Source organism: Alkalibacterium sp. 20, from assembly GCF_001885615.1.
Lineage (GTDB): Bacteria > Bacillota > Bacilli > Lactobacillales > Carnobacteriaceae_A > Alkalibacterium.
Window position 1 is genome coordinate 16290 of the sequence record NZ_LSRN01000031.1, and the last position, 13136, is coordinate 29425.

Annotated in this window: 9 protein-coding genes; 7 read left to right on the forward strand and 2 right to left on the reverse strand. The window is 38.4% G+C overall.

Annotation, left to right across the window (positions count from 1 at the left end):
• Positions 1–22 precede the first annotated feature (22 nt).
• Together AX762_RS12760 and AX762_RS06055 are read left to right on the forward strand one after the other, a co-directional pair.
• Positions 23–172 carry a hypothetical protein gene (locus AX762_RS12760; protein ID WP_177244046.1) on the forward strand — a complete coding sequence of 50 codons (150 nt, stop codon included), beginning with the start codon at positions 23–25 and terminating at the stop codon, positions 170–172.
• 197 nt (positions 173–369) lie between these two features.
• Positions 370–1383 carry a tRNA-dihydrouridine synthase gene (locus AX762_RS06055; RefSeq protein ID WP_071848264.1) on the forward strand — a complete coding sequence of 338 codons (1014 nt, stop codon included), beginning with the start codon at positions 370–372 and terminating at the stop codon, positions 1381–1383.
• Between the two features lie 181 nt (positions 1384–1564).
• Here AX762_RS06055 and AX762_RS06060 read toward each other — a convergent pair whose 3' ends face one another.
• Positions 1565–2449 (reverse strand): LysR family transcriptional regulator, encoded by an 885-nt coding sequence (locus AX762_RS06060; RefSeq protein ID WP_071848265.1) that lies wholly within the window; start codon positions 2447–2449, stop codon positions 1565–1567.
• Positions 2450–2638: 189 nt separating this feature from the next.
• Here AX762_RS06060 and gltB point away from each other — a divergent pair, with 189 nt between their 5' ends.
• The 5 genes from gltB to AX762_RS06085 all read left to right on the forward strand — a co-directional run bounded on the left by gltB (position 2639) and on the right by AX762_RS06085 (position 12117).
• Positions 2639–7168, forward strand: coding sequence for a glutamate synthase large subunit (gene gltB, locus AX762_RS06065; RefSeq protein WP_071848266.1), 4530 nt, complete (start codon positions 2639–2641; stop codon positions 7166–7168).
• Positions 7169–7217: 49 nt separating this feature from the next.
• Positions 7218–8714 (forward strand): glutamate synthase subunit beta, encoded by a 1497-nt coding sequence (locus AX762_RS06070; RefSeq protein WP_071848267.1) that lies wholly within the window; start codon positions 7218–7220, stop codon positions 8712–8714.
• A gap of 221 nt (positions 8715–8935) precedes the next feature.
• Entirely contained in the window at positions 8936–10678 is a 1743-nt protein-coding gene (locus AX762_RS06075; RefSeq protein WP_071848268.1) for an ammonium transporter, read from the forward strand.
• A 469-nt stretch (positions 10679–11147) separates the two neighbouring features.
• On the forward strand, positions 11148–11579 hold the full coding sequence (locus AX762_RS06080) for an SRPBCC domain-containing protein (protein ID WP_256244492.1): 432 nt from the start codon (positions 11148–11150) through the stop codon (positions 11577–11579).
• Between the two features lie 58 nt (positions 11580–11637).
• Positions 11638–12117 (forward strand): N-acetyltransferase, encoded by a 480-nt coding sequence (locus tag AX762_RS06085; protein WP_083432841.1) that lies wholly within the window; start codon positions 11638–11640, stop codon positions 12115–12117.
• Positions 12118–12350: 233 nt separating this feature from the next.
• On the opposite strand, the gene AX762_RS06090 is transcribed toward AX762_RS06085, so the two are convergent.
• Entirely contained in the window at positions 12351–13076 is a 726-nt protein-coding gene (locus AX762_RS06090) for a sugar nucleotide-binding protein (RefSeq protein WP_071848269.1), read from the reverse strand.
• Between the last annotated feature and the right edge of the window lie 60 nt (positions 13077–13136).

Consider the following 13136-nt stretch of genomic DNA (forward strand, 5'->3'; position numbering starts at 1 on the left):
ACTGGGATAGGAGGTAAATATTATGGCGCTATTTATTTCCATCTTGATATTATCAATTAGTGGTATAGTTTACGGAGTAAAAACGAAGAATAAACTTTTTATAACAATATCTGTACTAGCGTTAATAATAGCTATTGGTGTTTGGGCGTATTTTTGGTTTAACCCTTACTAAAGTTATCGGAAAACCAGATGAACTAATGTCTTTGTATATCCTGCATTTGACAAAACGGCTATAACAGTTAAAATAGATAAAGTTAGACGTATGGAAATTTCTTATAATAGAAACTTTCAATAACTAGAGCACGTAATCAATCAGAAAACTCTTATAACTTAAAAAGAAACTTTAATAGTGAAAGGATTTATTTAAACATGAAAGAAAACTTTTGGAAAGATTTGCCTAAACCGTTTTTCGTTCTGGCACCCATGGAAGATGTGACGAATGTTGTATTTCGTCATGTCATAAGTGAAGCGGGACGTCCGGATGTGTTTTTTACTGAGTTTACAAATACAGTAAGTTATTGTCATCCTGAAGGGCGCAATAGTGTACGCGGGCGTTTGACCTTTACAGAGGACGAACAGCCGCTTGTCGCTCATATTTGGGGGGATCAGCCTGAGCACTTCCGAGAAATGAGTGTTGGGCTGACGAAAGAAGGATTCAAAGGGATAGATATCAATATGGGCTGCCCTGTACCGAATGTATCGGGAAAAGGAAAAGGCAGTGGGCTTATCCGTCGTCCGGAAGTCGCTTCTGAGTTAATCGAAGCAGCCAAAGCGGGCGGATTACCGGTAAGCGTGAAAACGAGACTCGGCTACACCAAACTGGATGAATGGCGTGACTGGATCACACATTTATTGAAACAGGATATTGTAAACTTATCTATCCATTTACGTACGAAAAAGGAAATGAGTAAGTATGATGCTCACTGGGAACTGATTCCGGATATCATGAAGTTGCGTGACGAAGTCGCACCGGATACGCTGATTACAATTAATGGAGACATCCCTGACCGCGAAACAGGAATGAAATTGTTTGAAAAATATGGTGTCGATGGAATCATGATCGGGCGAGGTGTCTTTACGAATCCCTTTGCCTTTGAAGAAGAGCCGAAAGATCACACGAGCAGTGAGATGTTGGATCTGTTGAGACTACATTTGGATTTCTTTGATGAATATGAGTTTTCTTCAGAAATGCAACAGTCATTCAAACCGCTGCGTCGCTTCTTTAAAATTTATGTCCGTGGCATCCGCGGGGCAAGTAACTTAAGAAGTCAGTTAATGGAAACTAAAACAACTGATGACGTGCGAACGTTGCTAGATGAATTTGAAGGTAATTATGAAAGAGAAATAGAGGACATTGGAAGTTCTTTATCTATAGAAGAATAATTTTAAAAAAATATACTAAGGTTAGTAGGCATAAATCCCCATTGAGGATTTCACTTACGAATCTTAGTGTTTTTTTTTTACATATTTTTAATAAATAATTGAAGGCTTAGATTGCGTTAAGACGTAAAGTTAGAATTCCGGAAAGATCTGTCCAAAATATTTATTATAAAAGAACAGCGTCTTACTTAAAATAATCCAGCACAAATTGATAAAAGGCTTTTTCAGAAGGAGTGAGAATACGATTTTGGGGTGTGATCATTCCAACGCTTCTCTCTATGAGAGGGTTTTGTATAGGAATACATTTCAAAAAAATGTTTTCGTGACCCGTAATCGCACTTTCCGGTAGAACTGTAATACCTATACCTGCAGCCACCATTCCTTTTATGGCATCTAAATCTTCTCCTTCACCAGTGATCGTCGGTTCAAAATCTTCATTATGGCAAGCATCTGTTACCATTTTCTCCAGGATATATCCTTTTGGAAATAATATAAATTCTTCTTTCCGGAGAGTTCTCATACTTACATGCTCTCTTTCTACTAATCTGTGACTGCGTGGTACTAATAGAAGCAGTTTTTCAACAAAAAGAATATCTCCTTTGATAGAAGGGTCATCTAAAATAACTGGTCCCAGAAAGGCAAGATTAAATTTTCTTGATTTAATCGATTCGTGTAAAAAGAGATAAGAACCTTGCCGTAAATGAAATTTTATTTTTGGATATTCTTTACTGAATGCATTGATTATATTTGGAAGCAGTGTTGTTGCAAGACTGGTAGGGAAGCCAATATTAATTATTCCTGAATCTGGAGAAGTGTATTCTGCAAGATGTTTCTTTGTCTGGTCTAGTTGCTCAATGATGGTTTTTGCGTGAGACAACAGGATTTCTCCAGCGGGTAAAATTTTTACATTTCTGCCTGCTCTTTCAAATAACAGAACTCCCAATTCATCTTCCAGGTTGCTTATTTGTCTACTTATAGCGGATTGTGCTACGTTCAAATGTTCTGCGGCATTCGACATATGTTCGCGTTCAGCTACTTCAATAAAATACATAAGCTGTCTTATTTCCAATGTGAAAACCTCCAGTAGTATAGTCTTAATCATATCGAAATTAGATTAGAATGATTGAATATATATATTGTATGTATAATTCGAAACGATTACAATAAAAACACATTATAAATAACTGACTTAGAGCTGAAACAGAGTCCAATACGATTTATATAAGTGGCTAATGTATTTTGAGAGGAGAAAAAGGATATGAACAAGTTTAATCCCGTCCATGAAAGCCGAGGAATGTACTCACCACAATTTGAAAGAGATAACTGTGGTATCGGATTATTTGCTCATATGAAAGGTAAAAAAAGTCATGAAATAGTAAAAAAAGGTATGGAGTTATTAAAGCATCTAGATCATCGTGGAGGTCAAGGTAGCGATCCTGATACGGGGGACGGTTCTGGAATTATGACACAAATACCAGATGCATTTTTCAGAAAAGTACTTTCTCACTTCCAATTGCCCGAATCGGGTCTGTATGGTGTTGGAATGGTGTTTTTCCATCAAAATGATCCTTCTCAAAACGAATGGGAGAAACAAATCGAAACGCTGGTTGAAGCGGAAGGACAGAGAGTTATCGGATGGAGATTAGTGCCAACAAACTTAAATCAGATCGGATTAAAAGCGCAAGCGTCTGCACCATTCATAAAGCAAATATTTATTGAAGCGCATAATAGTTTGTGCGATACATTATCATTTGAGAGAAAATTATTTGTTATAAGAAAACAGGCTGAAAAGATAGCTTCTACTCATCAAGAAGCCTTCTATTTTCCAAGTTTTTCAAGTCAAACGATTGTCTATAAGGGATTACTGACGTCTGGTCAAGTCGATCGGTTTTATCCCGATCTGAAGGATAAAGATTTCACATCAGCTTTTGCTTTGGTTCATTCACGCTTCAGTACGAATACACTGCCAAACTGGGAACGGGCACACCCTAATCGCTACTTGATCCATAACGGAGAAATCAACACTTTAAGAGGAAATATTAATTGGATGAAAGCAAGGGAGAAACAATTTGTTTCTGAAGCATTCGGAGATGATCTGGATAAAGTTCTTCCGATATTAGACGAGACAGGAAGTGATTCGTCTGTACTGGATAATGCGTTGGAATTTTTCACATTAGCGGGCCGTTCTTTAGCGCATTCAGCCATGATGCTTATTCCTGAGCCATGGGAAAACAATCCGGATATGAGTGAAGAAAAACGTTCTTTTTACCACTATCATAGTACCTTGATGGAACCATGGGATGGTCCAACATCGATCACTTTTACGAACGGAAAACAAATAGCCGCATTACTAGATAGAAACGGTTTAAGACCTGCAAGGTACTACGTAATGAAAGATGATACTATCATATATGCTTCCGAAACTGGTGTAATCGATGTTAATGAAGAAGACGTTACTTCTAAAGAACGGTTAAGTCCAGGGAAAATGTTGCTGATCGATTTGGAGCAGGGACGAATCATTCCAGACTATGAACTTAAAAACCGGCTTGTCAGACAGGAGCCTTATAAAAAATGGATGAATGAAAATGTTCTATCTTTACAAAATAGTTCAGCAGAGAATAAAAGGAGGCCCTTGTCTAATTTAATAGAGCGGCAGAAAGCATTTGGTTACACTACAGAATTTATTGAAAAATACTTGAAGCCGATGATTGAGAACGGGAAAGACCCTATCGGGGCTATGGGGATTGATACGCCTTTAGCGGTTATGTCGAATCGTCCGCAGTCACTATTTCTGTATTTCAAACAGTTATTCGCACAAGTCACAAATCCACCGATAGATGCTTATAGAGAAAAGATGGTTACATCGACTTTGACGTGGATTGGGCCTGAAGGAAACATACTTCAGCCAACCGAAACAGAAAGTCATAGAATACAATTAAAGACGCCTATATTAGGTCATCAGCAATATGATGAGTTGAAAGAAATGCATAAAGAAAGATTTAAAGCCCGGGAATTCAATGTTTTATTTTCAGAAGATATGAATATGAGTTTGAGAAAACTACACAAGCAAGTGGAAGAAGCGATCAAGTCAGGCGTTTCACTGGTTCTACTGACAGACAGACATATGACTGAAAATGAAATAGCCATTCCCTTTTTGCTGGTTATAAGCAGCCTGCATCAATACCTTGTCCGAAAAGGCGTTCGAACACAAGTTAGTCTGATTGCATCGTGTGGAGAAGCTAGGGAGGTCCATCACTTTGCAGCATTGATCGGTTATGGTGCTGATGCTATTTATCCGTATTTAGCTTATGAAACAATTGGGAATGAAATCGATAAAGAGAATTTTCCCTCTGGTTATTCTGAAACGATCGAACAATACATTAAGTCAGTGACTGAAGGTATTGTGAAAGTAATGTCTAAAATGGGGATCTCTACCATTCAAAGTTATAGGGGTGCTCAAATATATGAAGCTGTTGGAATAAGTCAGACCGTTATCGATGAACATTTTACTGGAACCGCATCACAATTAAGCGGGATAGATTTGAATACGATCGCTTTAGAAGCAAAACTTCGTCATGAACAAGGATATCAAGAAGAACCTTATAAATCATTGGATTCAGGAAGTGAAATGCAGTGGAGAAAAGGGGGAGAACGTCATGCGTATAATCCTCTGACCCTGCATAAATTACAGTGGGCGTGCAGAAGAGGTGACTATAGTTTGTTTAAAGAATATTCTGCAGCAATCAATGAAGGTCATATGGGTTTTATACGTAATTTATTTGAATATAAGTCAGATAAAGCGCCCCTAAAGATTGAAGAAGTAGAATCAATAGAAACGATATTAAAAAGATTTAAAACAGGTGCCATGTCTTTTGGATCTATTAGCGCTGAAGCTCACGAAACTTTAGCGATCGCAATGAACCGTATTGGAGGAAAGTCTAATTCTGGCGAAGGCGGGGAAGATCCTTCTAGATTTGAACCGGACGAAAACGGCGACTGGAGAAGAAGCGCGATAAAACAAGTGGCTTCTGGCCGCTTTGGAGTCAACAGTCATTATCTAGTAAATGCAGAAGAACTGCAGATAAAAATGGCTCAAGGAGCCAAGCCTGGAGAAGGGGGCCAGTTGCCTGGTCAAAAAGTGTATCCATGGATTGCTAATGTAAGAAATTCAACCACTGGAGTAGGACTCATTTCGCCACCACCGCATCATGATATATATTCAATAGAAGATTTAGCACAGCTTATCCATGATTTGAAAAATGCTAACCGAAATGCAAGAATCAGTGTGAAACTTACAGCAAGAGCCGGAGTGGGAACCATTGCCTCCGGTGTGGCCAAAGGAAATGCTGATGTCATATCGATCGCTGGATACGATGGGGGAACAGGTGCCTCACCCAGAACAAGCATACAGCATGCAGGATTGCCTTGGGAATTAGGGTTGTCTGAAACACATCAAACATTATTATTGAACGGATTGCGTGGACGGGTCACTCTTGAAACGGATGGGAAGTTAATGACCGGCCGCGATGTAGTGATGGCTGCTTTAATGGGAGCAGAAGAGTTCGGGTTCGCTACTGCACCTTTAGTTACTTTAGGTTGTGTGATGATGCGAGTATGTCATTTGGATACGTGTCCTGTCGGGATAGCTACGCAAAACCCTGAACTAAGGAAAAAATTTATGGGGACCCCGGAACATGTGGTCAACTTTATGATGTATATTGCCCAAGAAGTAAGAGAGATATTGGCAGAGTTAGGGTTCAAAAGACTAGAGGATCTAGTAGGAAGGACCGATCTTCTAGAAATTGGTGAAAAAGGAAAAAACCATTGGAAAGCTTCCCAACTAGATTTAACCAAAATAACCTATCAACCCAAAGGCAAAGAACGAATCAAGAAAGTCACACAGAACCATAAAATAGAACAATCGCTTGATATAAAGACTATTCTACCTCGTGTAAAAGACTCAATTAAAACAGGTGATCCAGTGAGTCTTGATTTGCAGATCTCAAATACGAATAGAGTAATAGGGACCATTGTCGGAAGTGAGGTATCTAAAGTATATGGAGAAGTCGGATTGCCAGAAAACACAATTGTTTTAAACTGTACGGGTTCAGCAGGACAAAGTGTAGGAGCGTTTCTTCCTAAAGGAATAACGATAAATATTGACGGGGATGCTAATGATTACGTTGGAAAAGGATTGTCAGGAGGGAAAGTGATTTTGAAAAAACCCTCTAGTGCTGACTTTAATGCAATGGATAATGTTATCGCAGGAAATGTTGCTTTTTATGGTGCAACAGCCGGTGAAGGGTATCTGAATGGCTGTGCCGGAGAACGTTTTGCAGTAAGGAACAGTGGAGCTAGTCTAGTTGTAGAAGGAATAGGCGATCATGGCTGTGAATACATGACAGGAGGGCGCGTGGCTGTTCTTGGTGATATTGGAAAAAATTTCGCTGCGGGTATGTCTGGAGGGATTGCCTACGTCTGGAGCGAGGACCACAAAACGTTTAAGGAACACGTGAACCTTGAACTGGTCGATATCGAACCATTAGAAAGAGAAGAAAACAAAAATGAATTGAAAAAAATGATTGAGAATCATATAAAACACACTGATTCGATCCACGCCAATACTCTTCTATCTAACTGGGGAACTGCAGTGAAACAATTCACTATAGTGATTCCACGCGAGTATAAACAAATAACGACATTTATAGGCGACTATGTGTCACAAGGTTATTCTGAAGAAGAAGCAAAAATGAAAGTATTCATAACAACAAAAGAGAACAGCAGTTAAATGAAAGACAGAATATACTCTGAAATAGATAAGGGAAGGAGAAAAGGATATGGGAAAGAAGACGGGTTTTATGGAATATGACCGTAAAAATATGATAGAGCGAAACCCAGAGGACCGAATAAAAGACTGGGACGAATACAAAGACCGGTTACCGGATGCTCAGGTTCAGTTGCAAGGTGCTCGTTGTATGGACTGTTCCATTCCCTACTGCTCTATGGGTATGTCTATCGAAGGTGAAACTACGGGGTGTCCTGTATATAATCTGATCCCAGAATGGAATGATTTAGTCTATAGAGGACAATGGAAAGAAGCTCTTGAGCGTTTGTTAAAAACAAATAATTTCCCTGAGTTCACTGGTAGAGTATGTCCTGCCCCTTGCGAAGGATCTTGTACAGTGGCTATCTCAAGTGATGCAGTCTCTATAAAGAATATTGAACGAACTATTATCGACAAAGGATTTGAGAATGGTTGGATCAAACCAGTCATACCTGTAAAAAGAACGGGCAAGAAAGTAGCTGTTATTGGATCGGGTCCCGCGGGTTTAGCAGCGGCAGATCAGTTGAACCAGGCAGGGCATAGTGTAACCATATATGAACGTAGTGATCGTGCTGGCGGATTGCTGACATACGGCATTCCAACGATGAAACTAGATAAATCAGTCGTTCAGCGTAGGATTGATTTACTAGAAAAAAGTGGTATTTCTTTTGTCTTAAATACAGAGATCGGGGTAGACATCCTTGCAAAGGATATTGAAAATGAGTTCGACTCTGTCATTATCTGTACAGGTTCTACGAAACCAATTGATTTTCCACTTCCAGGTAGACGGTTAAAAGGTATCCATTTTGCCATGGATTATTTAACGAATGCAACAAAAAAAGTTTTGGATGATTTTCCGGGAAGCCCAGACTTGGATGCAAAAGGAAAAAATGTGATAATCATTGGCAGCGGAGATACTGGTGCAGATTGCGTAGCAACAGCTTTAAGACAAGGAGCAAAAACTGTTCGGCAATTTGCTAGAAGTTTGCAGTTTCCCTTCAAGAGAGAAGAATTGAATGAATGGCCTGCATACCCGAAAGTCTTTACCTTAGAATACGGACACGAAGAAGCAAATGAATTATATGGTAAAGATATCCGGGAGTACCAAATTCATACACTAGACTTTATCGGAACAAACGATGGACATGTAAAAGGGCTTCACACTAAAAGAGCAAAAAAAATACCAGACAAAGCACGCCGAATCTTTGTTTATGAAGACATACCTGATTCAGAAGAGGAATGGGAAGCCGATCTGATCCTGCTTGCTATTGGATTTAATGGTCCTGAGAAAAATGTGTTGAAGTCATTTGGTATAGATATGGAAGAAGATTTAATCAGAGCAGACTATGGAAAATTCAAAACAAGTAAAAATTGTGTGTATGCTGCTGGAGATGCAAGAAGAGGGCAAAGTTTGATTGTATGGGCTATAAATGAAGGACGGGAAGTCGCTTGTGAAGTTGACAGATTTCTGATGGGTAAAACAACCTTACCGTCCGTATTAACTGTATAAGAACTGTGAGAAGAGTCTACCTGTATTTATGATTTCTTATCAAAAACACATAATAATCATTTTTTCAAAAAATACGAACATACCAATAAAGGGGGAATGCAAATGGTTATTTCAAATAACTATGAATATTTATATAAATGAATCATGATTTAAAGATTTTGAAAGTAGACCAATCTATATAAAATAAGATTTGTTTTTATTAAAAAAAGGGGGGATTTAAAATGTCATCAGTCGATACACTTTGGGTTTTAATAGGAACAGTGCTTGTGTTTTTTATGCAGGCAGGATTTGCGTCATTAGAAACAGGTTTGACACAATCAAAGAATTCAGGAAATATTATTATGAAGAATGTGATGGATTTTGTGACCGGGTCATTATTATATTGGTTTATAGGGTTTGGTATTATGTTTGGTCCGAGTATCGGAGGTATTATTGGTAGTCCTGATTTTTTCGTTCAGGGTATTTATGATACAACTATTCCGGGTCCGGTTTTCCTCATGTTTCAAACAGTATTTGCAGCTACGGCGGCAACAATCGTTTCCGGGGCAATGGCTGAGCGAACTAAATTCAGTTCTTATCTTATCTACACTGTAGTCATTTCGGGTCTCATCTACCCTATATCAGGTCACTGGATTTGGGGAGGAGGCTGGCTAGCTGAATTGGGTTTCGTAGATTTTGCCGGTTCAGTGGCTGTGCATATGGTAGGGGGAGTAAGTGCTCTGGTCGGTGCAATAGTCGTAGGTCCCAGATTAGGGAAATTTGATAAAGAAGGGAAAGCAAGAGCGATACCCGGACATAATTTGACTCTAGCTGCACTTGGAGTATTCATATTATGGTTTGCGTGGTTTGGTTTCAATGGGGCTTCAACCTTATCTGCGACTGGCGACGATACATTATCGCTTATCGGCACAATTTTTTTGAATACAAACCTTGCAGCTGTTTCCGGTACTTTGGTAGCGATGACATTAACGTGGGTACGTTTCGGCAAACCCGACGTATCGGTTACTTTGAATGGTACTCTTGCAGGTCTGGTCGGTATCACAGCCGGCTGTGCGGTAGTTAGTCCATTTGGGGCAGTGGCAATCGGAATACTGTCATCAACAGCCATGGTTTATGCTATTGAGTTTGTTGAACAACGGTTAAAAATAGATGATCCAGTCGGTGCTTTTGGAGTACACGGCATTTCAGGAGCATTAGGAACCATTCTAGTGGGTCTTTTTTCAACAGAAGCGGGGTTATTCTATGGTGGAGGTTTCGCATTGTTGGGGGTACAGGCATTTGGTGTCTTTGTTGTTGCATTATGGGTAACTCTCACGATGTTTGCAACATTTAAAATCATTTCAGTTACTGTAGGGTTACGTGTTACTGAAGAAGAAGAAATTTTAGGACTGGATATCAGTGAGCATGGATTGACAAGTAGTTATGGTGACTTTGTGACTGTTCCATTTGAGAAAAGAGAGTTATTACAAAACTTGGCACTTAAAAATGAAAGTCCTGAGCTGGCTTTTGCTGGGTCATCTGCATCTGTTACTGTATCAGAGAAAGAAGAAGATAAACATACTGTCGCCAAAACATCTGTTTCAAAATTAGATAGACAGTCAAAAATGACTAAAGTGGAAATTATCATGAATAAAGAAAAGTTTGAAGATGTTAAGTCTGAATTGAATTCAATTGGAATAACCGGTATGACCGTAACGAAAGTATATGGTTATGGAATACAAAAAGGAAAGACCTCATACTATCGCGGCGTTCAAGTAGAACCGAACTTACTGGAAAAATTAAGAGTTGAGACTGTAGTTAGTGAAGTACCTGTAGAGGAGATCATTTCTACTTTGCGTAAAGTGTTATCTACTGGAAAAGCAGGAGATGGAAAGATTTTTATTCATTCAGTTGAAAATGCCATCAGAATAAGTACTGGTGAAGAGGGAACAGCGGCCCTTCGATATGACAACAAAAAAAGATAGATTCTAAAAAATAAAGAAGAGGCAGCTCTAATAGTATAATTAGAAGCTGTCTTTTCTTCGCAAATCAGTCAAAATATTCTGCTACCTTAAACGTTATTTTAACTTCGATTCATCTTTGAAATTATGTCCATGGTATACGCGGTGCAAGCAACTTAAGAAGTCAGTTAATGGAAACTAAAACAACAAATGACGTTCGTGTACTATTAGACTATTTCAAGGAAGAATATGCGAACTTTACAGAAGAGATTGAACAGTCTCATTCCTTAAATAGTTAATAAAATAGGGAAGTAGGTTTCGTCTGTCTTTATGATGGGACCTACTTTTTTAGCGTGAATAAGACTGGAAATTGACGGAAATTAGCAAGACGTATCGCTAAACAACTCATATAAATTTAGTATAATTCACATGAAGTAAAGCTTATCATGAGGGATTTATTAGCGATATCTTTGTGGAGAAAGGAGAGAGTAAAGTGGATAAAGAAATCAATGGAAAAATAATGGTGAAGACTACTATAAATGAAAATGTAAAAGAAGTATGGGGAAATTGGACGGAGCCGCAACATATCACTAAATGGAATCAGGCATCCGATGACTGGTGCACAACTTTTGTAGAAAATAATTTGACAGCAGGAGGGAAATTTTTATATAGAATGGAAGCGAAAGACAAAAGCGATGGCTTTAATTTTTCTGGGACCTATGACGAGGTAGAAACCTTTAAACGAATTTCGTATACACTGGATGATGGTAGAAAAGTAAACATCGTATTCATATCAAAAGATGATCAAACAGAAATAATCGAAACTTTTGAAGGAGAGAAGATGTATTCCTTCGAACATCAACAGCAGGGCTGGCAGTCTATTTTGGATCATTTTAAAGAATACACAGAAATCACCTCTCGTTAAAAAATGACGTCACACTAGTTGAGTAAAAAAAATGTGCTGATAGTCAAGAGAAGAGGAAATGGAAACGAAAGGTCAAGTTCAGGATATTCAATTTATACGATTGAATGAAGGCAAGGAGTCTTTGATGGCATTAAGAGACTTAAATAAACTTTTTGCTGAGGCATTCAACGAACCGGATACTTATTTAGGTGGAAAGCCTTCGGATGAGTATCTATTATCTTTGCTGTCTAAGAAGCATATCATTGTCTGTGTTGCGACAGTCAATCAAAAAGTGGTTGCGGGTCTTGTGGGGTACGTGATGGAAAAATTCGAGCAAGAGCGAGGTGAGGTATATATCTACGACTTAGCTGTCGAGGAGGACTATCGCAGGAAACAGGTAGCAACAAATATTATTCTTTTTTTGAAAGATGAGGCGGTTATATTTGGTGCGTGGGTAGTATTTATACAAGCGAATCCTGAAGACACGCCTGCTATAAGGCTATATGAATCTCTTGGTATTCGAGAAGAAGTGTTTCATTTTGACATAGCCATTGAATAACAATCTATTTAGTAATCAGCACAAAAAACCTATAGGATAGACAGCGGAATTGTCTGCCCTATAAGTTTTTTGTAGAAATAAATAAAAAAATCAGTAGAAATCCATAAAGCGGAACAAAAAAACTTGAAGATATATTTCGTTAAGAGAATCGAAAGCTTACTGCTATTTTTCTTCGAATAGATCTTACATATTGAAGACAAGTTATACAATCGTTTTAAGTGTGTGTGTTTAAATTAAAATAAATCCTTGATTCTAATACGATCATCATACATTCGGTCGTCACGGACAAAAGAAGTTATTTTATGTATTTCCCAATCTGTTTGATGTATTTCTTTTAGGTGGTTAACGATATCATAAAAACTATAATTTTTATTGGAGTTTACCAGATAGGTATCCGGTTTATATTCCAGCGCGACATTAACAATTGTCTTAGCTGTTTCTCCCAAGAAACTACAAGAAGGATACCATTTCGAACTAGCCTCAATGAATCCATTTTTTTCTTGTTCTTTTACTAAAAAGTCGAACATATCATTCGATCCAGTTCTGGATCCTATTTGCCAGCCCAATCTGGTAATGACTGCATTCGGATTATGTTCTCTCACACTATTCTCAGCGGCAATCTTGTAACGGCCATAGTCTTCTTCTGAATTTGGAACACTTTGAATATCATACGGACCTGTGCCTTTCTCAGAAAAAACCGAAACCGTACTTGTGAATAATAGTTTTACATCCAATTCGTTCGTGGCTTTTGCAATATACTCTACCCATTCCACTGGACCGGTTGCAATATGGAAGAATAAGTCAGGTTGTGTCTCTTTGATAAAATTAAAAACAACGTCCTCACTATCGATGCCTACTTCTTCACGGTTCCAAATCATGACATCAATATTCTGTTTTTTTAATTCCTCATAAATGAAGGGGGCAACTGTTCCGTTCATACCTGTGAGCATTGCTTTCATAATTAAACTCTCCTAATAAATATATTTTTACTGACTTTGACTTATACTTAAATATAATAC